Raw genomic sequence first — 24,529 nt, forward strand, 5'->3', positions numbered from 1 at the left:
AATGACCGTCATGACCGCCTTTCCCTTGGCGCCCAAGCCGATCCACGTGCCCGACGCGGTCCTCGACGACCTGCGCGCCCGGCTGGCGCTGACCCGGCCGCCGGTGGACGAGGACAACGAGGACTGGTCGTACGGCGTCCCGGCCGGCTACCTCGGCGAGCTGGTCGCCCACTGGCGCGACGGCTTCGACTGGCGCAAGGCCGAAGCCGCCATCAACGCCTACGAGCACTACGAAGTGCGCGTCGCCGGGGTCCCGGTGCACTTCATGCGCAAGGCCGGCCGCGGCCCGCGCCCGATCCCGCTGATTCTGACCCACGGCTGGCCGTGGACCTTCTGGCACTGGTCGAAGGTGATCGACGCGCTCGCCGACCCGGCCGCGTCCGGCGGCGACCCCGCCGACGCGTTCGACGTCATCGTGCCGTCGCTGCCCGGGTTCGGGTTCCCCGGCCCGCTCACCGGGTTCCCGGACGTCAACTTCTGGAAGGTGTCCGACCTCTGGCACACGCTGATGACCGAGACCCTGGGCTACGAAAAGTACGCCGCCGGGGGCTGCGACATCGGCGGGATCGTCACCAGCCAGCTCGGCCACAAGTACGCCGAGGAGCTCTACGGCATCCACATCGGTTCGGGCCTGCCGCTCGACTTCTTCACCGGCCCGCGCGCCTGGAGCTTGACGCGCAACCGGCCCCTGACCGACGACCAGCCCGCCGACATCCGGGCCCGGATCATCGAGCTGGACCACCGTTCGGCAGCCCACCTGACCGTGCACATGCTCGACGGCGCCACCCTCGCGCACGGGCTGAGCGACTCCCCCGCCGGTTTGCTCGCCTGGCTGCTGGAGCGCTGGGCAGCGTGGAGCGACAACGGCGGCGACGTCGAGTCGGTGTTCACCAAGGACGACCTGCTCACCCACGCCACGATCTACTGGGCGACCAACTCGATCGCCACCTCGATGCGCTACTACGCCAACGCGAACCGCTACCCCTGGACGCCGTCGCACGACCGCACGCCGGTCGTGGAGGCGCCGACCGGCCTCACCTTCGTCACCTACGAGAACCCGCCGGGCATCCACACCGCCGACGAGCGGGTCCGGGCGTTCGAGAACGGCCCGCAGGCCGCGTGGTTCAACCACGTCAACGTCGCCGCCCACGACCACGGCGGCCACTTCATCCCGTGGGAGAACCCGGACGCCTGGGTGGCCGACCTGCGCCGCACCTTCCGGGACCGCCGGCCCTAGAGCGTACCTGCCTCGAGCACCGCGAGGTCGCGCACGGCGTAACGGTGGTGCTCGGCTTCTTCCTTCAGCACCACCTTGAGGCAGCGGCGCACGACGTACTCCTGCTCGGGATACGGGTCGGCCGGCTTGCGGCCGCACACCCGGTCGAGCTCGGCCTCGGTGAGTTCGTCGACCACACGCCGCATCACGGCCATGCGGGCTAGGCGCGGCTTGAGCACCTCGTCGAGCGTCGGGGTGGCTTCGAGGGTGAGGCCGAGCTTCGCCGCCTCCTCGGGCGGCGTCCCCCCGGCGGGGAAGCCCAGCGGGTGGTAGGGCGCTTCCTCCTCGAGCACGGCGTTGCCGAGCCAGGCATCGCAGGCGAACAGCAGGTGCCGGTGCGTCTCGGCGAACGACCACTCGCCGTCGACCCGCTCGTGCAGCTTGGCCTCGGGCAGCAGCCTCGCCCGGTCGAGCGTCGCGGTCCACGCCTTCTCGATGGCGTCCCAAGCGGTCCGGTAGTCCTCGGGAGAAACCGCGTTCCGCGCCAGCACCCGCGCGGGGTGCCGCCGGTCGAGCTCCGCCTCGACATACGCGGTGACGTCGACGTCGTTGACGACGACGCGCTCGAAGTCGCCACCGAGGTAGACGTCGGTGCCGTAGCAGTCGACGATCTTCAGGCCGGTGACCTCGCAATCGCGGATCTCGAGACCCGCGAGGTCGCACAGGTGGATCCGGGCGCCGCGGAACTGGTCGGTCTGGACGTATTCGGAAGCCATCGCAGCAGTCTCGCACCACGGCCGGCAACTCCGCAGGCGTTTCCCCGGACCGGCCCTAGTCCCCCAGGATCCGCCGGGCCCGGGCGAGCACCGGCTTGTCCACCATGGAGCCGTCCACAGTGGACGCCGACTCCCCCGCCGTGACGACCCGGCGGGCCCACTCCCGTTCGGCTTCGGTCGGCGCGAACCCGGTGCGGACCGGTTCGATCTGACGCGGGTGGATGCAGAGTTTGCCGCCGAAGCCCATCCGGCGGGCGTACCGGACGTCGGCGGCGAGCCGGTCGTCGTCGCGCAGGTCGGTGGTGACGCCGTCCACCGGCGGGGCGAGGCCGGCCGCGGCGGACGCGACCACCAGCCGCGAGCGCGCGTAGGCGAACGGTTCCGGGTCCTCGGGCGCGACGCCGAGCTCCGCGGCCAGGTCGACGCTGCCGAACGCCAGCCGCGTCACCGACGGGACAGCGGCCAGCTCACCGGCGCGTTCGACGCCGCGCGCGGTCTCGACGAGCGCCACGACCTCGCGGAACCCGGCCAGCACGCCGGCGGTTTCGGCTTTCGGCACGACGACCGGGACGCCGCGCGCGGCCACGAGGGCGGCGTCGGCGTCGAACCACGGCGTGCCGGGGGCGTTGATCCGGACCGCGGCGCGGTGGGTTTCGAGCCAGGCCGCGACCGCCGCGCGGGCGGCGTCCTTGTCGGCCGGGGCGACGGCGTCTTCGAGGTCCAGGATCACGACGTCGGCGCCGCTCGCGACGGCCTTGCCGAAGCGGTCGGGCCGGTCGCCGGGCACGAACAGGTAAGTGGTCGCGGGCACGCCCCTCAGCCTAGTAAGGGATCGCGGCACCGGAGAGTGCGCGTTCACCCCATGCGGCGACGGTCCCCTCAGGACGAACGTGGAGTTCGTCGAAAGACCTACGTGAGGAGAAGGCCATGCGCGGCGACTGGATCTACGACTGGGTGCGAGTGGAAATGGAGTACCGGGCCGGGTCTCCCCAGCCGGTCCGGCCCCGGCGGGAAGCACCGCGCCACTGGGCGGCGCTGTGGGCAGGCCTGTTCTCGGCCCGGCGGGTCGAGGTGCGGCACGGCTAGCTGGTGACCGGCTACGCGTGCGCGTCGAGGAACCGCCTCAGCTCCGGGTTCACCGCTTCCGCGTGGGTGTAGCTCAGGAAGTGGGCACCGCCGTCGACGACGACCAGGGGTTCGGCCGCGGGCAGCGCGTCCGCCAGCTCGGTCGCCCGCTCGACGGGGTAGGCGAGGTCCGCCGAGCCGTGCAGCACCAGCGCGGGGCACGTGATCTCACCCGCCCGTGACAGCACCTCGTCGCGGTCGACGAGCGCCCCCATCGTCAGCTTCAGCTGCGACGGCGGCACCGACGCCCACCGCTTCTTGTCCGCCGAGGCGTCGAAGTCGCCGAAGCAGATCTGGGCGACGCCGTCGAGCACCTCGGGTGGCGCTCCCCCGCTGACCCACGCGTCGAGCACCGCCCGGTAGCCGGCGGCGACGGCGGGGTCCTCGGCCGCCGCCGACGTGCCGAGCACCGCGATCGCGGACACGCGCGAGGGCGCCAGCAGCGCCATCCGCAGCGCGACGAACCCGCCCTGGCTGGTCCCGACCACCGCCGCGCGCGAAACGCCGAGGTGGTCGAGTACGCCGAGGACATCGCGGGCGACGTCCCAGTAGTCGAACGGCTCAGTGGCGGGCGTACCGCCGTGGCCGCGCTCGTCGACCGTGACGCACCGGAAGCCGTCGAGGGCCGCGAGCTGCGGGGCGAACATGCCGCCGTCCATCAGGAAGCTGTGCAGCAGCACGACCACCGGCCCGTCGCCGCCGTGATCGGTGTAACCGGGAAGCGTCATCGATCCTCCGGGAGTCTCAGCTGGCGAACCGGCCCACCGCCACGAACGCCGCCAGCACCAGCAGCACGACGTTCATCGGCAGCGCCTTCGTTTCCTTGCGCCGTACGTGCACGATGATCGCACCGATCTGGACCACCGCCAGTCCGGTGGCGGCCAGCGGCGTCAGCACCGGCGCGATGCCGAGCGCCCACGGCAGGATCAGCCCGATCGCGCCGAGGATCTCGACGGCGCCGATGCCCTTGACCGCCGCGTCGGAGAAGTCCGCCGTCCAGCCCATGTTCGGGTTTTCCAGCAGCTTCTTCCGCGGCGTCGCGAGCTTCATGCCGCCGGCGGCGAGGTACAGCGCGGCGAGCAGACCCGCCACGACCCACAGGACGACGTTCACGGTGACCTCCGGTCCGAAGAAAGTGATTGAACACTACACCTCTTCCGGAGGCTGCTCCTCAACTTGGCTGGACCGTGACCGACTGCCCCGGCCGCAGGCCGATCACCCGGCGCCACCGCCCGGCGCGCACCTCCGTCCGGGTCCCGCCGACGCTCGTGATCACCGCCCGCGTCACCTTCCCGGCGCGCCAGGCCAGGTCGACCTCGAAGCCGCCGCGCGCGCCGATGCCGGTCACCCGGCCCGACCCGGCCCACGCCGAGGGCAGCGCCGGCAGCAGCTCCAGCACCCCCGGCCGCGAGTAGACGAGCATCTCGGCCATCGCCGCCGGCGCGCCGAGGTTCGCGTCGATCTGGAAGATCGTGTAGCTGCCCTGGCTGTACATGTCGAAGAAGTTCGGCGCGGTGCCGTTGCCGTGGGCGACCGACGGCCGCAGGACCGTGAGCAGCAGCTGGTACGCGCGGTCGGCGTCCTTGAGCCGCGCCCAGCACGCCGACCGCCACGCGCACGCCCAGCCGTAGCTGTCCATCCCGCGCGCGACGAGCAATGCGCGCACGCCGTCGAGCAGCTCCGGCGGCGCCGTGTCGGCGGCGATGCGGTCGCCTGGGAAGAAGCCGATCAGCGGGGACAGGTGCCGGTGCGTCGTCTCGCCGAGGTTGTCCGGCGACATCCACTCCTCGAGCCAGCCGGTCGTCGGGCTCACCTTCGGCAGGTACAGCTTCCGCTGCAGGCCCGCGATCCGGTCGCCGTACGCGCGGTCGCGCCCCAGGATCGCGACGGCTTCGCGGTAGTGCTCGAACAGGTCCCAGACGATCTCCTGCGAGTAGGTGTTCCCGCGGGCGTCCTGCGGGCCGTGCTCGGGCGACCAGTCGTGGTCGTCGACGAGCACTTCGCGGCCGTCGACCGTCATCGGGACCAGCCGGGCCTCCCAGAACTCGGCCGCGCCCTTCAGCAGCGGGTAGATCCGCGCGAGGTACGCCTTGTCCTGGGTGAACGCGTAGTGGTCCCACAGCGAGTTGCACAGCCACGCGTTGCCGCCGGGGTGCCACCACCAGCCGGAGCCGCCGTAGATGTTCGTCGAGAACGCGACGGCCCAGCCGGCGATCTTGCCGCTGGTGTTGCGGAAGCGGTTCCTCGGGTCGTTGAACAGCCGCTGCGTGCTGTCCGTCCACACGGGAAGCTGCGCCAGGCAGTAGTCGGCCAGGGCAGTGAAGCTCCCGGGCAGCGCCGCCCGGTCGGCCAGCCAGTAGTTCATCTGGACGTTGATGTCGGTGTGGTAGTCGCTCATCCAGTCGGGCGTGTTGGTGTTCTGCCACAGCCCCTGCAGGCCCATCGGCAGCCCGTCGCGCGAGCCCGTGATCGTCAGGTACCGGCCGAACTGCAGGTAGCTCGCCTCCAGTTCCGGGTCCGGCGTGGCCGGGTCGTCGTGGCGGGCCAGCAGCCGCGACCACGTGTCCAGCGCCCGCTTCGCCGGCGGCGACTGGCCCAGGTCGACGGTCATCCGGTCGTAGAGCCGCCGGTAGTCGGCGACGTGCGTCGCCAGCAGCGCGCCACCCCCGGCGCGCTGGGCCTTCGACGCCTTCTGCTTCGCGAGGGCCAAGGGATCGAGGGACGCGTCGAGGAACTTCCGGGCCGCGTCGGGCACGTAGTTGGTGCCGCCGCTCACGACGATGACGACCTCGCGGCTACCGCTGAACGTCGCTCCGGACGTGGTGCACGCGTACTTCAGGCCGTTGGCGAACGTCCCGGTGAACGCCGCCGCGCCGGACATGGTCTCGCCCCGGGTGGGCTCCAGCGAGACCGAGCCGGTGACGGGCCCGCCGCTGAGCCGGATCACCACGACGTCGTCGGGGTGGCTCGCGAAGTACTCGCGGCGGTACCGCACGCCCTGGTGCCGGTAGGTGAGCACGACGACGCCGTTGCTCAGGTCGAGCGTGCGGCGGTACTCGGTGACGCCGGTGTGCGCGGGCACTGAGATCCGCAGCTTCGCCAGCAGGCCGAGGGTGCCGAACTTCTCGCGTTCGTAGGGGAACTGGCCGTCGTCGTCGAGGACGTCGTTGGCGCCGCCGGTCCACAGCGACGCGTCGGCGAGGTAGAGGAAGTCGGCGGCCGGGTCACCCCCGACGAGGGCACCGATCCGACCATTGCCGATCGGCAGGCCCTGCTCGATGATCTTGTCCTCGGCCGCGGGCGCCGGGTACCACAGCGTCGTCGCCCGGCCGTCCGGCACGAGGTCCGCCTCGGCCGGACGCAGGACCTCCGCATGGGCAACGAAAGGAGGAATGCCGCTGAAGGCGAGACCGGCGCCGACCGCGCCACCGAGCTTGAAGAAGGTACGGCGAGAGGGAGGGTTCGACATGTCGGATCCGTTCGGCGTTGAAGGCGGGGACCGGCGTGCAGCCCGCCAAACATATGACCTATCCGGATCCGAGGTCAAGATTCTTCGTAATTAATCCGATTACATATGAGCGTGCTCGGTGAGGTACTCCTGGAACGTGATCTCGCCGTCGCGGTGCTCGGGCGCCAGATGACCACCGTCGGCGTAGGCCCGGAACGTCTCCCCCGGCACCTTCAGCGGCACGATCCGCCGGAACCGCCCGTTCGCCTCGCCGACGGCCTGGGCCAGCTCGGTCGCCGTCAGGATCTCCGGGCCGCCGAAGTCCGGCACCCGGCCCGCCGGGTCGTCCTGCGCCAGCGACGTCAGCCGGCGAGCGAAGTCCCGGACGTCCACCGGCTGGAAGGAGACCCGCGGCACGGGCACCACGGGGAGCCGGGTCGCGCCCGCGAGGAGCGTCCGGACCAGGCCGTGGAACTGCGTCGCCCGCTGGATCGTGTGAGGCAGACCGGAAGAGGCGATGAGCTCCTCGGTCTCGTGCTTGGTCCGGTAGTAGCCGAGCGGGACGCGGTCGACGCCGACGATCGAGACGTAGACCAGGTGCGTGACGCCCGCCCAGCGGGCCGCTTCGACCAGCGTCGTGGCCAGCTCCGCTTCGCGCCCGAAGTAGTCGGTGGCGCAGTGGACGACGACGTCGACGCCGGCCACCGCGCTGTCGATGCCCCGCCCGGTCCGCAGGTCGCCGCGGACGACGTCCGGCGCGGCCCGCCTGCTCAGCACCCGGACCTCCTCGCCCGCCGCCCGCAGCCGCGCCACGACCGCCGAGCCGAGCTGCCCGGTGCCGCCGGTGACCAGGATCCGCACGTCGACCACCTCCGGCGCCATCCTGGCACGGCGGTGCCCGCCGGGAAAACGCCTTCCCGGCGGGCACCGCACGCTCTGCTCAGTTGCGGACGATGGTGAAGGTGGACGTCGTGTTGCGGATGTCCTGGTCGTTGTCGCTCAGCGTCAGCCCGGTGAAGGTCGCCGACCCGACGGCCGGGCCCTGGCCCGGTTCCGGCAGCTCGTTGGCCCAGATCCCGATCCCGGACTTGGCGTCGAAGGCGTCCCCGCTGCGGTGCGCGCCGGTGATCGACACGTTCGTCAGCACGGTGTCCTCGACCGGGTGCTCCGGCGTGGTGCCGTCGTACTTGGTCTGGAACATGATCCCGCTGTAGGTCGGGCTCTGGATGTCCACATCGGACACCCGGATGCCGCGGAACTCCTTCGACGCGGAGAACAGCCAGATCGCCGGGAAGGTCTGCTGGCCCCAGAAGTGGCCGCCGTCCCGGACGAGCGAGGCGTTCTGGACCGTCGTCGGCTGCGGCCCGAACCCGAGGAACGGGTAGCCGAAGTCGAGCGAGCTGATCGTGATCGCCGAATACGTCAGCGTGTCCGCGATGTAGAGGTTGCGGAAGGTGTTGTTGTACCCGCCGTAAACCGCCAGTCCGGCCGCGCGCCACGGGGTGAGCGAGGTCAGGTTCTCGAACACGTTGTCGTACTGGTTGCCCTGGTTGATGTCCGTGGCGGCGAACAGCGCGAAGCTGTCGTCGCCGGTGGACCGGGCCTCGTTGTTGGTGACGTGGTTGCCGGTGCTCCCGTTCGTGAGGTTGACGCCGTCGGCGAAGGTGTCGCGGATCCGGGAGTTCTTGATCGTGGTGTTGTCCACGTTCGTGCCCCAGACCATGACCACCTGGTGCTCGACCCAGATGTTGTCGATCGTCAGGTTGGCGACGTTCGTCAGGTTGAACACCTTGCCGGGGCCGTCGATGCGGGAGGTGTAGTTCCCGAACACCGCGAACCCGCTGAACGTCGACCCGTTCGCGCTCGCCTGCACGTCGATGCCGATGTCGGTGTTCTCCTGGCCCGAAGGCGCGGAGAACTTCGTGAACCACGGCCCGGCGCCGGTGACCGTCACCGCTTTGCCGTAGACGTTCAGCTTGCTCGACAGCGAGTAGTCCCCGGCCGGCAGGTAGACGCCGGTGAGCGTCGTGTCCTGGCGGACCTTGTCGAGGGCGTTCTGCACGTCCTGCTGCGTGAACCCGGCGGGCACCGCGAAGTGCGCCGGGTCGGGGTTCGCGACCGCGGTGGCCTGCTCGAAGTTCACGAAGTCGATCGCGTAGTTCGTGCTGTTGGCCGCGTCCTTCTGCAGCTTGATCTTGTGCCCGGCGGGCACGGTGGTGCCGAGCATCGTGCTGGCCTCGTCGTAGATGTGCCGCGGCCCGGCGCCCGGCGAGTTGCCCGGGCCGGTTTCGGCGCCGTAGAGCCACGCGTAGTGCGAGGTCAGGTCGATGGCTTTGAGGAACGTGCCGTCGACGTAGACGTTCAGCGTGGAGTCGATCCCGCCGCCGCCCGCCGAGTCCGGGATGGAGAACCGGGTGACGAGCGTGTTGGTGGACGCGCGGGTGGTGAACTCCACCGACGAGCCGGTCGAGTTCAGCGTCACGGCCTTGCGGCCCGACGCCTCGCCCGCGAGGTCGCCGATCGTGCGGTTCGGCCCGATCACCGAAGCCCCGCCGGCCACGACGCCGTCTTCGGCCTCGTACATGTCGTAAGGCATGTTCGCGCCCCGGCCGACGAACAGCGCCTGCGTGCTCGTGTTGTTGGCCTGCTTGACCGGCAGCTCGTTCGCGTCGGCGTCGACGACGGTCTTGACCGTGTACCGGCCGTTGGCGGCGGTCCACGTGCCGACGGTCACCGGTGCCGCGGTGGCTCCCGCGGCGATGGTGCCGGTGTAGCTGCCGGTCAGGGTCTTGACGACGGTGCCGTTCTGGTCGGCGATCGTCACCGTGACGCCGTGGGCGCCGCTCGCGCTCGCGATCGTGCCCTGGTTGCGCAGGGTCGTGGTGAACGTGACCGTGTTGCCCGCGGACGGGTTGTTCGGCGACCACGCCGTGGCCGCGACGAGGTCGGAGCTCTGCACCGGGCTGACGACCAGGGCCGTCGAGCTCGTGTAGGAGTTGTTGTCCTCGTTCTGCTCGATGACGGCGTTGGCCTCGTCGACCTTCGCGGTCAGCTGGTAGCTGCCCGCGTCCCGGGTGCCGATGTTCGCCGACACGGTCGTCGACGCCCCGGCGGCCAGCGCGCCGACGTTCGCGGTGCCGACCTTGGTGGTGCCCAGGTAGAGGTTCACGTTCGTGGCGCCCGAAGCGGCCGTGCCGATGTTGCGGACCGTCGCCGACGCGGTGATCGCGTCGGTCTCGACCGGGTTCTGCGGCGACCAGGACACGCCCGAGACCGTCAGGTCCGGGTTGGGCGCGGGCACACCGAAGACCTGGAACTCCGCGGCCTGCCCGCCGCCGGCGCCGGAGTTGGCGGTGACGCGCAGGCGGACGTCGGCGACGCGGCCGCTCACCGGGATGGTGACGGTGTTGCCGCTGTTCGGGTCGAAGCTGTAGGTCTGCGCGGCGGACAGCGTCGTGAACGCGGTCGAACTCTGCTCGCGGCCTTCGACGGCGATCGTCTGGGTCCGCGGGCCCCACGCGGGGTCCGGGTTGAGCTTGACGGTGACGTGGTCGACGTCGGCGTTGGAGCCGAGCGCGACGGTCAGCAGGTTCGGGTAGGTCCCGCCGCCGCCTTCCCAGTACGTCGTCAGGGAGTCGTCGTTGGCGTTCGTGGCGACGAAGGTGAACTGCGCCGAGGACGCCGTGATCGGCTTGCCCAGCGCGAGGTTCGTCCCGGACTGCGTGCCGGTGCGGGTCACGGTGTTGCTGTTCGCCGACTGGTTGCCCGCGGCGTCCTTCGCGCGGACGTAGTAGGCGACGGTCGTGCCGTCCGGCTGGGTGTCGGTGTAGGTCAGGACGGTCCCGGCGACGCTGCCGCGGAGCTGGCCGTTGGCGTAGACGTCGTAGCCGGTGACGCCGGTGTTGTCGGTCGAAGCGGACCAGGTGAGCCGGATCTGGCCGCTCGCCGGCTGGGTGTAGGCGAGGTTGCCGGGCGCGGACGGCGGTTGCGTGTCCCCGCCGGCCGGCCCGTGCACCTCGAACTCCGAGAGCTGCGCGGCGGGCCAGCCGGTGTTGGCCGTGACGTTCAGCCGGACGTACCGGGTGTTCCCGGTGACGTCCACGGTCACGGTGTTGCCGGTCGCGGGGTCGAAGCGGTAGCCGGCCGAGGCCTTCAGATCGCTGAAGCCGGTGCCGGTGGTGCTGCCCTGCACGCTGAAGGTCTCGGTGCGGGCCTCCCAGTTCGACGGCAGCTTGAGCACCAGCTGGGCGATGGCCGACGTCGTGCCGAGGTCCGCCTGGATCCACTGCGGGAACTGGTTGTTCGTGCTTTCCCAGTAGGTGGCCTGGTTGCCGTCGCCGACGTTCACCGCCGGATATTCGCCGAGCTGGCTGCTGGCGGTGTAGGTCGCGGAGGCGGCCTGGGCCGCGGGGTGGACGGCGGAGGCCGCGGGGGTGGCGGCCGGGGCGGCGCTCGCCGCCACGGCGGGCGCGGCCAGGAGGAGGGACAGGGCGGCGTAGGTCGCCGCGCGCGACAGGAGTCGCTTCGTTCTCATGGGGTCCTCGGATCCGGGGAGGAGGGGAGACGCGTGGGGACGGCAGAACCAGGGAACGGGCACGCGCGGACCGGACCCGGGGGCGCGCGCGGGCAGCACGGGACAGCCGTCATGGGCACCTCTTCGTCGAGGGCTGGGCGGGATCTTCCTGACGTCTGCTGTGATTTCTCGCGCTGTTGTCAGGTTCTTGCACTGATTCGTTCAAGAGTTACCGTGACGGGGGTCTCAAGTCAACGCCCGGCCGCGAAAAAGGCCTCCTCGCGGGGGATGCGAGGAGGCCTTGGGGAGCTTCGGTCAGGAGTGGACGGCGCCCAGCCGGATCGCCCGGGTGCCCGGGGCGTTGACCGGGTCGCCGCAGTGCGCGCAGACGGTCGCCGGTTCCAGCACCTCACCGCAGGCGTGGCGCCAGAGCGTGGGCGGCTCGCCCTCGTGGACGTACTTGTCGCCCCAGGCCATCAGGCCGAGCAGGATCGGCTGCAGCGCGCGGCCGGCTTCGGTCGGGTAGTACTCGAAGCGCGGCGGGTGGTCTTCGTACTGGCGCTTCTCGAGCACGCCGGCGTCGACGAGCTTGCGCAGCCGTGCGGCGAGGATGTCGCGGCTGGCGCCGGTGTTTTCGGCGATCTGGTTGAACCGCCGCTCCCCCAGCATGATCTCGCGCAGCGCGAGCAGGCTCCACCGTTCGCCGACGACCTCGAGGGCCTCGGCGACCGAGCATTCGCGACCACGCCGGGTCATGCCACCTCCCTGGGGTTGAAAATCCAACCTAGCACTTCAGTCGCGTGTGACCTGGCGTACAGGTGAGTTGTGTAATCCAACTTACTCGGCGTATACCGAAGACATCCCCGATCTGCGAGGAGGCAGACGCCATGACGGACGCGGTGATCGTCGACGCGGTACGGACCCCGATCGGCAAGGGCAAGCCGAACGGTTCACTGGCCGGGGTGCACCCGGTCGACCTGCACGCCCACGCGCTCCGCTCGCTCGTCGAGCGCACCGGCGTCGACCCGGCCCGGATCGACGACGTGATCAGCGGGGCCGTCGGCCAGATCGGCGAGCAGAGCATGAACACCGCCCGCTGGGCCGCGCTCGCCGCGGGCCTGCCGGAGTCGGTGCCTGCGGTGACCGTCGACCGGCAGTGCGGCAGCAGCCAGCAGGCCGTCCACTTCGCCGCGCAGGGCGTCATCGCCGGCGCGTACGACGTCGTGATCGCCTCCGGCGTCGAGTCGATGAGCCGGGTGCCGATGGGCAGCCAGGTGGCCGGGCGCGACCCGTTCGGCACGCAGGTCGCCGCCCGCTACCCCGACGGCCTGGTGCCGCAGGGCATCAGCGCGGAGCTGATCGCCGCGAAGTGGGGCTTCAGCCGGGCGCAACTGGACGAGTTCTCCGCGGAAAGCCACCAGCGGGCGGCGAAGGCGTGGGCGGACGGGAAGTTCGCCGGCGAGGTCGCGCCGCTCAAGGCGCCCGGCCCGGACGGCGTGCTCGTCGACGTCACGACCGACGAGACCGTGCGGCCGTCGACGACCCCGGAGATCCTCGGCGGGCTGAAGCCGGCGTTCCGCGCCGACGTCTGGGAGCAGCGGTTCCCCGAGCTCGGCTGGCACGTGACGGCCGGGAACTCCTCGCCGATCAACGACGGCGCCGCGGGGCTGCTGCTCACCAGCTCCGAGACGGCGAAGGCGCTCGGGCTGCGGCCGCGCGCGCGGATCCACAGCTTCGCCGTCGCCGGCGACGACCCGCTGTACATGCTGACCGGCGTCATCCCCGCCACCCGCAAGGTCCTCGCCCGGGCCGGGCTGTCCGTGGGCGACATCGACGCGTTCGAGGTCAACGAGGCGTTCGCCAGCGTCGTGCTCGCGTGGCAGGCCGAGATCGGCGCGGACCTGGCGAAGGTCAACGTCAACGGCGGCGCGATCGCCCTCGGCCACCCGCTCGGCGGCAGCGGCGCTCGGCTGATGACGACGCTGCTGTCGGTGCTGGAGCAGACCGGCGGCCGCTACGGCCTGCAGACGATGTGCGAGGCGGGCGGCCTCGCCAACGCCACGATCATCGAGCGCCTGGACTGACGGGCCAGGTACGCCCGCAGCGCCGCCACGGCTCCCCCGGGATCCGTGGCGGCGACCGGGAACACCTCGTCGAAGCCGAGGTCGAGCAGGTCCGCGCGCGTGTTCTTCAGCCGGCCGCCGAGGACCACCGGCAGGCGGGCGAGCGCCGGGTCGGCGCGCACGCGGCGCAGCACGTCGGCGCCCGAAGCGCCGTGCACAGTGGACAGCACCAGGCAGTCCGGCCGTACGCGGCGGCAGGCGTCGAGCGCCTCGGCCGCCACGCACACGGTGTGGCCCTCGCGTTCGAGGACCACCTGCAACGCGACCAGGCTCCACGCGTCCGCGTCCAATCCCGACAGCACGACTTTCACCCCGGGCAGAGCGGCGAGCCCGCCCGGAAAATACGTCAGTCGGGTTCGGGTGGCTCTTCGACGCCGTCGCGGTCGGCCCACTCCAGCAGCGGATCCAGCGAAAACACGGCTTTGTCCATGCCGGCGTGGAGGTCGCCGAGCTCGGCGAAGCGGGCAGGGACCGTCGCGATGGTGAAGTCGCCCGGCTCGGCGTCGTCGACCTCGTCCCAGCGGATCGGCGTCGACACCGTGCCTTCCGGGTTGCCGCGGACCGAGTAGGCGCTGGCGATCGTGTGGTCGCGGGCGTTCTGGTTGTAGTCGACGAAGAGGGTGCGCGGGTCGCGGTCCTTGCGCCACCAGGTCGTGGTGACGTCGTCGGGCGCGCGGCGTTCGACCTCGCGGGCGAAGGCCAGCGCCGCGCGGCGGACGTCGGAGAAACCCCAGCGGGGTTCGATGCGGACGTAGACGTGCAGGCCGCGGCCACCGGAGGTCTTGGGCCAGCCGACCGCGCCGAGCTCGTCGAGGACCTCGTGCGCCACGTGCGCGACCCGCCGGACGCGGTCGTAGCCGCAGTCGGGCATCGGGTCGAGGTCGATGCGCCACTCGTCGGGCTTTTCGGTGTCGGCGCGCCGGGAGTTCCACGGGTGGAACTCCACAGTGGACATCTGCACCGCCCAGGCGACGTGCGCCAGCTCGGTGACGCACAGCTCGTCGGCGTGCCGGTTGTAGCGCGGGAAGGTCACCCGGACGGTCTCCAGCCACGGCGGCGCGCCGTTCGGGACGCGCTTCTGGTGGACCTTCTCCCCCGCCACGCCGGACGGGAACCGGTGCAGCATGCACGGCCGCTCGCGCAGGGCGTTGACGATGCCGTCGCCCACCGAGAGGTAGTAGTTGACCAGGTCGAGCTTCGTCTCGCCGCGGGCCGGGAAGTAGACCCGGTCCGGGTTCGAGATCCGCACCGTGTGCGGGCCGACTTCCAGCTCGATCGCCGCCGACTTCTGCGCCATGGCCAGACCGTAGCCCAAAAACCGCGTTACGGTGGGCCGGTGAGCCTCCCGCCGGACGGGCACGTCCACACCGAGTGGTCCTGGGACACCGTCACCGGGTCGATGATCGGGTCGTGCGAGCGGGCGCTCGAACTGGGGTTGCCGTCGGTGGCGTTCACCGAGCACGCCGACCTCACGCCGTGGCTCATCCCCGAGCCGGTCCGGCCGCTGCTGCCGGACCACTTCCGGGTGCGGTTGCGGCCCGACGGTGTCCTGGAGCCGCCGGACCTCGACGTTCCGGGCTACCTGGCGTGCGTCGCCGAGTGCCGCGAACGGTTCCCGTCGCTGCGGATCCTCTCCGGGGTCGAGCTGAGCGAGCCGCACTGGCACCGCCCGCGCGCCGACGCGCTCCTCGCGGCCCACGACTTCGACCGGGTGCTGGGCTCGGTGCACTCCCTGCCCGGCGACGACGGGCACTACCACGAACTGACCGTCGTGTCGGGCCGGCCGCCCGGCGACATCCTGCGGGCCTACCTGTCGGAGGTGCTCGCGCTGGTCGAGTCGACGGCGGAGTTCGCGGTACTCGCGCACATCGACTACGCGCTCAGATCGTGGCCGGCCGAAGGGCCGCCATTCGTCGCGCAGGACTTCGAGGAGGAGTTCCGGATCGTGCTGCGCGCCCTCGAGGCGAGTGGCCGTGCCCTGGAGGTCAACACCCAGGTGCCGCTGCCGGGTGAGGTGGTGCGCTGGTGGTTCGAGGCCGGCGGGGAGGCGGTCGCGTTCGGCAGTGACGCGCACGAGCCCGGCCTGGTCGGCCGCGGCTTCGCGGAGGCGGCGGCCTTGGTGGAGTCGTGCGGCTTCCGCCCGGGCCGCACGCCGCACGACTTCTGGCGCCGCTGACCGCTCAGGCCAGGGCGTGCCGGCCGTAGGCGCGGGACTCGGCGCTCTGGTCGAGCAGCCTCGCGGCGACCCGGCCGATCGCCGCGTCCAGGTCGGCGCGGTTGCCCGTTCCCCAGTCGCCGAGGCGGTCGGCGAGCCAGTCGTGCCAGGCGCCGACGACCTTCGCGAACTCCTCCCGGCCCGGCTGGGTCAGCTCCCAGCCGTCGCGGACGTAACGCAGGTGACCGGTCAGCTCCAGGCGGTTGAACGCCGGTTCGAGGACCTGGGCCGGGACGCCGAAGTACTCGCCGATCGCCCGGAGCGTCGCCGGCTCGCCGCGGCGTTCGCGCAGGTGGACCTGCAGCAGGCACCAGATGCCGCCTTCGTCCAGCTCGGTCCCCGCCCGCGAGACGATCGCCGGGGCGACCTTGCGGCGTTCCCGGAAGAACAGCGTCGCGACCGCGCGTTCCAGCTCGCGGTCGTCCGTGCGGGCTTCCGGCATCGCGAAGCCGTCGCCGAGGTCCGGGGCCGCCGCGCGGGCCGTGTCGCGTAGCGGGACCTCCTTGAGGAAGAACGCCAGGACCAGGGCCACCAGCCCGACCGGCGCCGCCGCGAGGAACACGACGTGCAAGGAGTCGCTGTACGCCTTGATCACCGGCGCGGACACCGCGCCCGGCAGCGCGTGCAAAGCGGTGGGTACTTGCAGAGCCCGAGGATCGACGCTCGGCGGCAACGAAGCGACCGCCGCGGCCAGGTTCGGCGTCAGCTGGTTGGCGTAGACCGTGCCGAAGATCGCCGCGCCGAACGAGCTGCCGATCGAGCGCAGGAACGTCACCCCGGACGTCGCGACACCCAGGTCGGCGTAGTCGACGGTGTTCTGCACGGCGATCGTCAGCACCTGCATGCCGAGCCCGATGCCGAGGCCGAGCACCGCCATGTACGCCGACGCCTCCCAGAACCCGGTGTCGGTGTCGAGCCGCGAGAGCAGGTAGAGCCCGATCGTCATGCCCGCGGCGCCGGCCAGCGGGAAGATCTTGTACCGCCCGGTGCGGCTCACGGCGTTGCCCGCCGCGATCGACGCGACGAGCAGCGCCAGCACCATCGGCAGCAGCCGGACCCCGGACGTCGTCGCCGACGTGCCCTGCACGTACTGCATGTACGTCGGCAGGTACGACAGCGCGCCGAGCATCGCGAACCCGACGACGAAGCTCATGATCCCGCCGACGGTGAACACCGGGTTGCGGAACAGCCGCATCGGCAGCATCGGTTCCTTCGCCCGCAGCTCCACGAAGACGAACGCGGCCAGCAGCACCACCGACCCGGTCGCCATCCCGATGATCGTCGGCGAGCCCCACGCGTACTGCGTGCCGCCCCAGCTCGTGACGAGCGTGAGGCCGGTGGCGGCGAGGCCGATGAGCAGGATGCCCAGGTAGTCGATCACCGGCTTGATCGCTGCGCGGGCGTTCGGCATCGCCGACGACGCCACCACCAGCACGACGACGACCAGCGGGATGTTGACGTAGAACGCCCAGCGCCAGGACAGGTGGTCGACGAAGAACCCGCCGAGCATCGGCCCGGCCACGGTCACCACGCCGAACACCGAGCCGAGTACGCCCTGGTACTTGCCGCGCTCGCGCAGCGGGACGACGTCGGCGATCAACGCCGTCGAGGTGACCATCAGCCCGCCGCCGCCGAGGCCCTGCACGGCGCGCCAGACGATCAGCCAGACCATGCTGTCGGCGAACCCGGCGCAGAACGAGCCGACGCCGAACACGATGACCGACAGCTGGAACATCAGCTTGCGGCCGAAGAGGTCGCCGAGCTTGCCGACGACCACGGTCATGATCGTCTCGGCCAGCAGGTAGGACGTCACCACCCAGGACAGGTGCCCGGCGCCGCCGAGGTCGCCGACGATGGTGGGCAGCGCGGTGCCGACGATGGTCTGGTCCAGCGCGGCCAGCAGCATCCCCAGCAGCACGGCACCGAACACGGCGTTGACCCGGGCCTTGCTCAGCGGCGCGGGTCCCGGCTCCCGGGCGACCTCCGCGGTGGCCGTCATCCGCACCCTCCTCGCTCGGCCTCCGAGGCTAGTGCGCGCCGTCCACTGTGGATAGCCACTCGTTCCGGTGACGCAGGGTCAGTTCGAACGGCTCGAACCCCTGCGCGCGGTAGAAGGCGATCGCCGGTTCGTTCGCGGCGTAGGCCGTGACGAGGATTTCGTTCGCCCCCTTTTCCCGCGCCCAGGCGAAGAACGCGGCGACCAGTTCGGCGCCGATCCCCGACCGGCGGTGCGCCGGGCCGACGCGCATGCTCTCCAGCACCGCGGTCACCGCGCCGGGCCGCAGCTCGTTCGGGGGGCGCAGCCGGCCGATCAGGTGCCCGCCGCCGGCCAGCAGGCACAGGCAGTCCGGATCGTCGACCAGCTTCGCGTAGTAGGCGGCGCCTTCGCGGTCCGGCCAGCCCAGGTCCATGCGCGGGTCGTGCTGCCCGGCGTCTTCGGCGAACAATCCGGCGGCCGACTCGACGAGTTCGGGGACGTCTTCGGGAGCGCAAACGGAAACAGTCATACCCAGCACCGTAACCGCGTGATTTTTCGGAGTAAATATCAACTTTCAGGGCTGTAGACGAGCGAGGCTTTCCAAGGCGAGCTGTTCCAGATGGCCTGCCGCGGCGGCACTTCCGCCCGCGGCGTGGAAGGACGCCGCCACGGTCTCCGCCGCCCGCCGGTACGCCGGCTCGGTCAGCACCTCCCCGATCGCCGCCGCGACGCGCTCGGCGTCGGCGCGGCCGAACCGCAGCCGGATGCCCGCGCCCGCGGCCACCACCTGCGCGGCCACGATCGGCTGGTCGTCGCGGATCGGGGCGACGACCAGCGGCAGGCCGTGCCACAGCGCTTCGCAGACGGTGTTGTGGCCGGCGTGGCACAACACCGCGTCCACCCGAGGCAGCAACGCCAGCTGCGGAACCCGCGGCAGCACCAGGACGTTCGGCGGCACCGGGCCCAGTACTCCGCCGGGGTCGACGAGCACCGCGCGCGCGTCCAGGCCGGCGAACGCCTCGGCCGCGGTCGCCAGGAACCGGGCGCCCGCTTCGGTGTTGGCGGTGCCCAGCGAGACCAGCACCGTCTGCCGGAGCGGGTCGAGCCACTCCCACGGGAAGTCCGTTGTGGACGGACGCTCGCCCAGCGCCGGCCCGACGAGCCGCACCCGCGGCGGGAGCGCGGCCGCGCCGAGCAGTTCGCGGGTCGTGAACGCCAGGACGCCGTGCGGCGAGAACCGCGGATCGGCCGAACCGCGGCCGCCGGCGATCCGCGCGCGCAGCTCGCCCAGCAGCGAGCCGACCCAGTCGGCGACCTTCGGCATGCCCGCGAGGGGGTCGACCAGCTCCGCCGACGTCGTCGCCGACGTGACCCACGGCAGCCCGCGTGCCTCGGCCAGCAGGCCGCCGGCCAGCGCCTGCTGGTCGGCGACCACGACGTGCGGGGCGAACGCGTCGATCGCCGCCGCGACGCCGGGGGCCATCGCGTCGGCCAGCGGGACGAGGAAGTCCTCCCAGAGGAACCGCAGCGCGGCCGGTCCCTTGAGCCCGGCCGGGCGCGCGGGCGCTCCGGCCGGCAAGCCGCAGGAGAAGACCAGCGCGTCCGGGCCGGCCAGCTGCCAGAGCAGTTCTTCGTGCCCGGCCCAGGCGACCTCGTGCCCGCGCGCGGCGAGCTCGGCCGCGACGCCGGCGGCCGGGTTGACGTGCCCGACCAGCGGCGGGACGACGAACAGGAACCGGGCCACTACCGCGTCCGCACCGGGACGCGCGAGGTGTCGCGGACCCAGCCGAAGATCAGGTCGATCACCTCGGCGGTCCGCTCGACCAGCACCGAGTGGCCCTGGTCGGGCAGCACGACGCAGCGGCAGCGCTCCAGGTGCGTCTCGAAGTGCGACACCTGCTCGGCGAGGCCGGAGTCGCCGCCGAAGATGGCGAACACCGGGCAGCGCACGGCCGAGAGGTCGGCGGCGATCGTCGCGCTGCGCGGGATGTCCTCGGCGATCGTGGTGGTCTGGAGGATCTTGTTCGCCGCCTTCGACAGCCGCGCGGTGTGCGCGCCGTGGTTGTCGGCGATCCAGCCGATCACCTCGTCGATCGCCAGCCGGGTCTTCGCGTCGGCGAGGCCGGCGGCCATGTGCCGCGTCCACTCTTCCGTCGGCGGTTCCCCTTCGATGACGACGACGCTCGCCACCCGGTCCGGCCGGGCCGCCGCGAGCCCGAACGCGACCGACGCGCCGAAGGAGTTGCCGACGACGTGCACCGGCCGCGTCACCCCGCACGCGTCGAGGACCGCGACGAGGTCGCCGACGAACTCCTCGAGGTGGTAGCCGGACTCCGGGCGGGTCGTGCGGCCGTGCCCGCGCAGGTCGTACATCAGCACGTCGAGACCGCGCTCGGCGAACGCCGGGCCGAGCGTGAAGTAGTAGCTCGCGAGGCTGTCGGTGAGCAGGCCGTGCACGCACACGACGATCGGGGCGTCCCCGTCCAGCGGCACGTTTGGGGCGAGCCGCTGGACGTGGACGTCCAGCTCGCCGGCGCGGATCTTGCTCACGCCGTCGCCCGCAGCGAAGCGACGATGTAGCGGACGAGCTCGCCGACGGTCAGCGCGATGATCTCGTCGAGGTCGCGCTCGGCGATGAAGGTCGCGAAGTTGACGCGTTCGCCGTAGTGCTCCCGGAGCTGCCCGGACAGCGCCACCAAGTCGACGCTCTCCAGCTCGAGGTCGTCGTGGAAGGTCGTGTCCATCGTGATTTCGGCGTCATCGAGGCCGTACTCCTCGAGCAACTCCCGCAGCATGCCGCCGAGCTGGGTGAGCACGGTCGCTTCGTCCGTCGCCGTGGTCTCGATGCTCATTCCGCGGTCTCCTTCGTCTCTTCGGTCCAGGCCACGACGTAGCGCCGTGGCGGGGCGCCGGGCAGGCTCTCGACGTCGGTGCAGTGCACGAGGAAGTCGTTGCCGGCCGCGTGGACGGTCAGCGCGTCCGGCGCCGCCGCGACGACCTCGAAGTCCCGGGGCTCGCCGCGCAGACCGGTGCCGAGCAGCTTCGCCACGGCTTCCTTGGCCGTCCAGAACCGGGCGAACCAGCGCTCCGGGTCGCCGGACAGGCCGGCGAACAGGGCCTGCTCACCCGCGCCCAGTGCTGCGTCCACAGTGGACTCCTTGCGGGCGGCGACCTCTTCGACGTCGATGCCGCACCGCGCGTGCCGGGCGATCGCCACGCCGACCTCGCCGCGGTGGGCCACCGAAACCGTCAGCGGCGGGAGCACGCGGCCGTAGGCCCCGGTCGCGTGCGGGCGGCCGGCCTCGTCGTTGCCGATCCGCAGCTCGGCCGGGAACATCTCGGCTTCGCCGCGCGCCCACAGGAACTGGCGGACGGCGTCCTTCGCCGCGATCCGGCCGAGCAGCCACTGGCGCCGGCCGCGCGGCGGACGCCGGTCGTAGGCGTCGCGTTCGGCGCCCGCGAGGTAGTTGCGCATGATCAGCTCGCGGGTCGCCAGGTCCGGCCACTGCTCGTGCACCAGCGCCCAGCCGCCCGGCTGCTCGATCGACAGCGTCGAGCGCTCCGGCGTCCGGTCGGCCTGGCGGATGTGCGGGGTGCTGTCGAACCGGCGGTCGCGCCAGCCGGTGAACTCGGCCCAGACCTGTCCGCCGTGGACGAGCTGCATGTCGGCGTCGAGGAACTCCTCGCTCAGCCCGGTGATCTTGACCAGGCACTCCAGCCGCTCCCCCGGCGCCGGGTGCGGGCCGTGGAACCGGATCTCGCGCATGCCGACCGGGAAGACGGTGGTGCGCTCGCGCAGCCGGGACATGATCCAGTAGCCGAGCACCTGGCCGACGTTGTCGAGCAGCGCGCCGGGCGCGGCGGGGGTCGTCAGGACGGCCCGGACGTGCCGCTCGCCGACGGCCGTCAGCTCGGTGACGCCTTGGAAGCGCGGGCCGTGGAACATCCAGCGCTCGTCGTACAGCTGCGCCGCCGTCGTCTCGGGGACCTGCTCCGCCGACGCCGGGAACGCCCAGGGTGCGGGCGCGCCCGCCGGGTACGCCGGAGCGAGTTCGACGGTGGCCTGGGAGTAGCCGTCGAGGGCCGCGAGGACGCGGTCCGGGCCGAGCGGCCGGACGCGCACGCCGACCGTGACCGCCGGCACGGCCGTGATCCACTGGGTCAGCCGGACGTCGTGCACCGCGACCGCGCGGCGGCCGGGCGCGGCCTGCTCGGCGAAGCCCATCAGGTGGTCGATCACCGTGGTCGCCGGGACGACCGGCCAGCGGTCCCCGGGCTCGGCCTGGGGCGGCTGCTTGAAGAAGCAGTGGTCGAGCAGGTACGGCATCGCCTCGACCGACACGGTGAGCGTCGTGTCGAGCGGTTTCGGCGCCGGCAGGTGGCGGCCGGGCCGGGCGAGCACCGAGGAGGCCAGCTCGGCGGTGTCGGCCAGCAGGGCCGCGAACTCCGCGGCGAGCGGCCCCTTCGCGGCCAGTTCGTCCACAGTGGACTTCCCGACGGCCGGCAAGGCGATCCGCGCGCGGACGCCGTCGTCCAGGGAGATCAGCCGGCCGCCGAGGTCGAGCTTGACGGCCTTGTGCGGGGCCGGGCGGTCGCCGGGCAGCCGCGCGAAGTCGAGGCCGAGGCCGTCGGCCCACAACGCGGTCGCGACGCGGCGCAGCTGGGCGAGGCCGGGCCGGTGCGCGGAGTGCGCGGCCACGACCAGGTGGTCTTCGCCGTGCAGGGTGTCGCCGACCAGCGAGCCGAGCTGGCCCGCGCCGACCTGCACGAACGCCCGGACCCCGGCCGCGTGCAGCGCGCGCACGAGCGGCCGGAACCGGACCGGCTCCAGCAGGTGCCGCACAAACAGCTCGCGGACCCCCGCCTCGGTGGCCGGGTACTCCGACACCGTGGTCGCCGACCAGAGCGGCACCCGCGGCGGATGCAGAGTGAAGCGGGCCGCCGCCTCGCGGATGGGGCCGAGGTAGGGCCGCAGCATCGGCGTGTGGAACCCGGACCGGAACGGCAGCACCTGGGCCACGATCCCGGCGTCGCGGAAGCGCGTCACGAGCGTTTCCACCGCCGTCGCGGGGCCGCAGATCATGGCCTGGTTGGGCGAGTTGTCGTGGGAGAGCACGACGTCCGTACGCCCGGCCAGCTCCTCGAGCACGCGGGGCGCGGGCGCGCCGACCGCGGCGAACGCGAGGCCGGGGACGACGAGCGCGTCCGGGTCGAAGCCGGCGAGGAACGCGTCGACCTCTTCTTCGGCGTGAACGCCGGCGACGGCCATCGCCGTCCACTCGCCCAGGCTGTGGCCGGCGACGGCGTCCGGCGTGACGCCCATCCGGCCGAGCGCGGAGCTGAGCAGCCGGCCCAGTTCGAACACCGCGGTGCCCTGGCGGCCGACGTCGCCGACCTCGACGTCGTCGTGGTCCCACGGGAGGCCGAAGTGGCGGGCGACGTCGGCGCAGTTGAGCGCCAGCTCCGACTCCAGGCCGGGGAAGACGAAGGCGAGCTTGCCGCCGCCCGGCCCGAGCAGCGGGCGGTCGGCGAACCAGACGTCGTTGCGGCCGCGCCACGGCTTTCCCCGGCCGACCGCCTTGCGAGCCAGCGCCAGGCGCTTTTCGGTCGGGTCGACGACGCCGAGCCGGACGGGCCCGTCGCCGGTCCCCCGCGTTCCGGGCCGGTCGAGCAGGTCGCGCAGCTCGTCGACGCTGCGGGCCGCGAGCCGCAGCACGCGTTCGGGCTCGCGGACGACGACCGGCGTGGCGCGCCCGGGCGCCTGTTCGAGGAGGACGTGGGCGTTGATCCCGCCGAACCCGAACGCGTTGACCCCGGCCCGGCGCACCGGCGTATCCCAGTCCTTCGCGGTGTCCAAAGTGGAGAACCGGGTCTTCGCCAGCGCGGGGTGCGGGTCGTCGCAGTGCAGGGTGGGCAGCAGGACCCCGTGGTGGACGGCCAGGGCCGCTTTGACCAGCCCGGCGATCCCGGCGGCGGGCATCGTGTGCCCGATCATCGACTTCACCGAGCCGAGGACCGCCGCGCCTGCGGGCCCGAAGACCTCTTCCAGGGTGGCGAGTTCGGCCGCGTCGCCGGCCGGGGTCGCCGTCCCGTGGGCTTCCAGGAGCCCGATCGAGTCCGGGTCGGCCGGGTCGAGCCCGGCCGCGGCCCACGCCTGGCGGACCGCGCGGACCTGGCCGCCGGAGTCCGGGTTGGCGAGGCTGGCGGTCCGCCCGTCGGAGGCGACGCCGGTGCCGGTGATCACGGCGTACACGCGGTCGCCGTCCCGCTCGGCGTCGGCCAGGCGCTTGAGCACGACGACACCGGTGCCTTCACCGATGAGCACGCCGTCGGCGTCGCGGTGGAACGGGCGGATGCGCTCCGACGGCGACAGCGCGCCGAGCTGCGTGAACACGCTCCAGAAGGTGATGTCGTGGCAGTGGTGGACACCGCCGGCGAGCACGACGTCGCAGCGGCCGGACGCGAGTTCGCGCACGGCGTGGTCGACGGCGATCAGCGAAGACGCGCAGGCGGCGTCCACGGTGTACGCCGGGCCGCGCAGGTCGAGGCGGTTGGCCAGCCGGGACGCGGCGAGGTTGGGCACGAGCCCGATCGCGGACTCCGGTGCCTCCGGGCCGAGCTGGTCGGTGAAGGCCTGGCGGACGGCGTCGAGCCGGTCCGCGCCGAGTTCCGGCAAGAGCTCACCGAGCGTCCGGACGAGCTGGCTCGCCGTCCGGACGCGCTGGTCGAGCCGGACCAGGCCGGGCGTCAGGTAGCCGCCGCGGCCGAGGACGACACCCACTTTCGCGCGGTCGGCGGGCAGCCGGTCCGGGCCGCCGGCGTCGGCGACGGCCTGCGCCGCGACCCGCAGCGCGATCAGCTGGTCGGGTTCGGTGGCGGGCACCGAGTTCGGCATGATCCCGAAGCCGGTGACGTCCACTTCGGCCAGTTCGTCGACGAACCCGCCGCGGCGGCAGTAGACGCGGTCGGCGCGCCGCTCGTCGGGGGCGTAGTGGATGTCGTCCCACTTCTCGGGCGGGACGTCGGTGATGGCGTCGACGCCGCCGACGAGGTTGCGCCAGTACGCCGCGAGGTCCGGGGCGCCGGGCAGCAGCACCGACATCCCGACAATGGCCACCCGCGTCTCCGTCACCAC

General features: G+C 72.2%; 20 protein-coding genes. 4 read left to right on the forward strand and 16 right to left on the reverse strand.

The features are described from left to right. Nucleotides 1–10 precede the first annotated feature (10 nt). Nucleotides 11–1,237: an epoxide hydrolase family protein gene (locus ACZ7OH_RS07700; protein ID WP_470280114.1), complete on the forward strand. Its 1,227-nt coding sequence runs from the start codon at nt 11–13 to the stop codon at nt 1,235–1,237. Here ACZ7OH_RS07700 and ACZ7OH_RS07705 read toward each other — a convergent pair. Together ACZ7OH_RS07705 and ACZ7OH_RS07710 are read right to left on the reverse strand one after the other, a co-directional pair. Next, entirely contained in the window at nt 1,234–1,992 is a 759-nt protein-coding gene (locus ACZ7OH_RS07705) for a DinB family protein (RefSeq protein WP_470280115.1), read from the reverse strand. The two genes, ACZ7OH_RS07700 and ACZ7OH_RS07705, sit on opposite strands and share 4 nt — an antisense overlap. A gap of 55 nt (nt 1,993–2,047) precedes the next feature. Next, complete coding sequence (locus tag ACZ7OH_RS07710) at nt 2,048–2,803, reverse strand: HpcH/HpaI aldolase/citrate lyase family protein (RefSeq protein WP_470280116.1); 756 nt, start codon at nt 2,801–2,803, stop codon at nt 2,048–2,050. 116 nt (nt 2,804–2,919) lie between these two features. Between ACZ7OH_RS07710 and ACZ7OH_RS07715 the strand changes: the two genes are divergently transcribed. After that, nucleotides 2,920–3,078 carry a hypothetical protein gene (locus tag ACZ7OH_RS07715; RefSeq protein ID WP_470280117.1) on the forward strand — a complete coding sequence of 53 codons (159 nt, stop codon included), beginning with the start codon at nt 2,920–2,922 and terminating at the stop codon, nt 3,076–3,078. Nucleotides 3,079–3,089: 11 nt separating this feature from the next. Here the strand turns inward: ACZ7OH_RS07715 and ACZ7OH_RS07720 are convergent, their stop codons facing one another. The 6 genes from ACZ7OH_RS07720 to ACZ7OH_RS07745 form a co-directional block, all read right to left on the reverse strand. Next, nucleotides 3,090–3,845, reverse strand: coding sequence for an alpha/beta fold hydrolase (locus tag ACZ7OH_RS07720; protein WP_470280118.1), 756 nt, complete (start codon nt 3,843–3,845; stop codon nt 3,090–3,092). Between the two features lie 16 nt (nt 3,846–3,861). Further along, complete coding sequence (locus tag ACZ7OH_RS07725; protein ID WP_470280119.1) at nt 3,862–4,230, reverse strand: DoxX family protein; 369 nt, start codon at nt 4,228–4,230, stop codon at nt 3,862–3,864. Between the two features lie 58 nt (nt 4,231–4,288). Then, on the reverse strand, nt 4,289–6,586 hold the full coding sequence (locus ACZ7OH_RS07730; RefSeq protein WP_470280120.1) for a glycosyl hydrolase family 95 catalytic domain-containing protein: 2,298 nt from the start codon (nt 6,584–6,586) through the stop codon (nt 4,289–4,291). A 99-nt stretch (nt 6,587–6,685) separates the two neighbouring features. Beyond that, nucleotides 6,686–7,447 (reverse strand): SDR family oxidoreductase, encoded by a 762-nt coding sequence (locus tag ACZ7OH_RS07735; protein WP_470280121.1) that lies wholly within the window; start codon nt 7,445–7,447, stop codon nt 6,686–6,688. 58 nt (nt 7,448–7,505) lie between these two features. Further along, a complete protein-coding gene (locus ACZ7OH_RS07740; protein WP_470280122.1) occupies nt 7,506–11,099 on the reverse strand; it encodes a CARDB domain-containing protein in 3,594 nt (1,197 codons plus the stop codon). A gap of 294 nt (nt 11,100–11,393) precedes the next feature. Next, a complete protein-coding gene (locus ACZ7OH_RS07745; protein WP_470280123.1) occupies nt 11,394–11,834 on the reverse strand; it encodes a winged helix-turn-helix transcriptional regulator in 441 nt (146 codons plus the stop codon). Nucleotides 11,835–11,965: 131 nt separating this feature from the next. On the opposite strand from ACZ7OH_RS07745, the gene ACZ7OH_RS07750 reads away from it, so the two are divergent. Then, nucleotides 11,966–13,162: a thiolase family protein gene (locus ACZ7OH_RS07750; RefSeq protein ID WP_470280124.1), complete on the forward strand. Its 1,197-nt coding sequence runs from the start codon at nt 11,966–11,968 to the stop codon at nt 13,160–13,162. On the opposite strand, the gene ACZ7OH_RS07755 is transcribed toward ACZ7OH_RS07750, so the two are convergent. Then, nucleotides 13,093–13,503 (reverse strand): hypothetical protein, encoded by a 411-nt coding sequence (locus ACZ7OH_RS07755; protein WP_470280125.1) that lies wholly within the window; start codon nt 13,501–13,503, stop codon nt 13,093–13,095. The genes ACZ7OH_RS07750 and ACZ7OH_RS07755 overlap by 70 nt on opposite strands. Nucleotides 13,504–13,547: 44 nt before the next feature. Continuing rightward, complete coding sequence (ligD, locus tag ACZ7OH_RS07760; protein WP_400906847.1) at nt 13,548–14,498, reverse strand: non-homologous end-joining DNA ligase; 951 nt, start codon at nt 14,496–14,498, stop codon at nt 13,548–13,550. Between the two features lie 39 nt (nt 14,499–14,537). Between ligD and ACZ7OH_RS07765 the strand changes: the two genes are divergently transcribed. Then, nucleotides 14,538–15,377 carry a PHP domain-containing protein gene (locus tag ACZ7OH_RS07765; protein WP_470280126.1) on the forward strand — a complete coding sequence of 280 codons (840 nt, stop codon included), beginning with the start codon at nt 14,538–14,540 and terminating at the stop codon, nt 15,375–15,377. 4 nt (nt 15,378–15,381) lie between these two features. Here ACZ7OH_RS07765 and ACZ7OH_RS07770 read toward each other — a convergent pair whose 3' ends face one another. The 6 genes from ACZ7OH_RS07770 to ACZ7OH_RS07795 are packed head-to-tail and all read right to left on the reverse strand — an operon-like array spanning nt 15,382 to nt 24,529. Continuing rightward, the gene (locus ACZ7OH_RS07770) at nt 15,382–17,415 is read right to left on the reverse strand and encodes an MDR family MFS transporter (protein WP_470280127.1); all 2,034 of its coding nucleotides are present in this window, start codon (nt 17,413–17,415) and stop codon (nt 15,382–15,384) included. 28 nt (nt 17,416–17,443) lie between these two features. Continuing rightward, a complete protein-coding gene (locus ACZ7OH_RS07775; RefSeq protein ID WP_470280128.1) occupies nt 17,444–17,923 on the reverse strand; it encodes a GNAT family N-acetyltransferase in 480 nt (159 codons plus the stop codon). Nucleotides 17,924–17,968: 45 nt separating this feature from the next. Beyond that, entirely contained in the window at nt 17,969–19,138 is a 1,170-nt protein-coding gene (locus tag ACZ7OH_RS07780) for a glycosyltransferase (RefSeq protein WP_470280129.1), read from the reverse strand. Continuing rightward, nucleotides 19,138–19,944 (reverse strand): alpha/beta fold hydrolase, encoded by an 807-nt coding sequence (locus tag ACZ7OH_RS07785; protein ID WP_470280130.1) that lies wholly within the window; start codon nt 19,942–19,944, stop codon nt 19,138–19,140. The genes ACZ7OH_RS07780 and ACZ7OH_RS07785 overlap by 1 nt, the downstream gene beginning before the upstream one ends. After that, a complete protein-coding gene (locus ACZ7OH_RS07790; RefSeq protein ID WP_470280131.1) occupies nt 19,941–20,246 on the reverse strand; it encodes an acyl carrier protein in 306 nt (101 codons plus the stop codon). The genes ACZ7OH_RS07785 and ACZ7OH_RS07790 overlap by 4 nt, the downstream gene beginning before the upstream one ends. Then, nucleotides 20,243–24,529, reverse strand: a complete 4,287-nt coding sequence (locus tag ACZ7OH_RS07795) for a beta-ketoacyl synthase N-terminal-like domain-containing protein (RefSeq protein WP_470280132.1) — start codon at nt 24,527–24,529, stop codon at nt 20,243–20,245. Before ACZ7OH_RS07795 ends, ACZ7OH_RS07790 begins: the two co-directional genes overlap by 4 nt.

The sequence above is a fragment of the Amycolatopsis sp. NPDC114478 genome, from assembly GCF_055633805.1.

What these genes read in the sequence shown, in the direction of transcription:
- ACZ7OH_RS07700 (WP_470280114.1), top strand. Translation starts at nt 11, where the DNA reads ATGACCGCCTTTCCCTTGGCGCCCAAGCCGATCCACGTGCCCGACGCG.
- ACZ7OH_RS07705 (WP_470280115.1), bottom strand. Translation starts at nt 1,992, where the DNA reads ATGGCTTCCGAATACGTCCAGACCGACCAGTTCCGCGGCGCCCGGATC.
- ACZ7OH_RS07715 (WP_470280117.1), top strand. Translation starts at nt 2,920, where the DNA reads ATGCGCGGCGACTGGATCTACGACTGGGTGCGAGTGGAAATGGAGTAC.
- ACZ7OH_RS07720 (WP_470280118.1), bottom strand. Translation starts at nt 3,845, where the DNA reads ATGACGCTTCCCGGTTACACCGATCACGGCGGCGACGGGCCGGTGGTC.
- ACZ7OH_RS07730 (WP_470280120.1), bottom strand. Translation starts at nt 6,586, where the DNA reads ATGTCGAACCCTCCCTCTCGCCGTACCTTCTTCAAGCTCGGTGGCGCG.
- ACZ7OH_RS07735 (WP_470280121.1), bottom strand. Translation starts at nt 7,447, where the DNA reads ATGGCGCCGGAGGTGGTCGACGTGCGGATCCTGGTCACCGGCGGCACC.
- ACZ7OH_RS07740 (WP_470280122.1), bottom strand. Translation starts at nt 11,099, where the DNA reads ATGAGAACGAAGCGACTCCTGTCGCGCGCGGCGACCTACGCCGCCCTG.
- ACZ7OH_RS07745 (WP_470280123.1), bottom strand. Translation starts at nt 11,834, where the DNA reads ATGACCCGGCGTGGTCGCGAATGCTCGGTCGCCGAGGCCCTCGAGGTC.
- ACZ7OH_RS07750 (WP_470280124.1), top strand. Translation starts at nt 11,966, where the DNA reads ATGACGGACGCGGTGATCGTCGACGCGGTACGGACCCCGATCGGCAAG.
- ligD (WP_400906847.1), bottom strand. Translation starts at nt 14,498, where the DNA reads ATGGCGCAGAAGTCGGCGGCGATCGAGCTGGAAGTCGGCCCGCACACG.
- ACZ7OH_RS07770 (WP_470280127.1), bottom strand. Translation starts at nt 17,415, where the DNA reads ATGACGGCCACCGCGGAGGTCGCCCGGGAGCCGGGACCCGCGCCGCTG.
- ACZ7OH_RS07775 (WP_470280128.1), bottom strand. Translation starts at nt 17,923, where the DNA reads ATGACTGTTTCCGTTTGCGCTCCCGAAGACGTCCCCGAACTCGTCGAG.
- ACZ7OH_RS07790 (WP_470280131.1), bottom strand. Translation starts at nt 20,246, where the DNA reads ATGAGCATCGAGACCACGGCGACGGACGAAGCGACCGTGCTCACCCAG.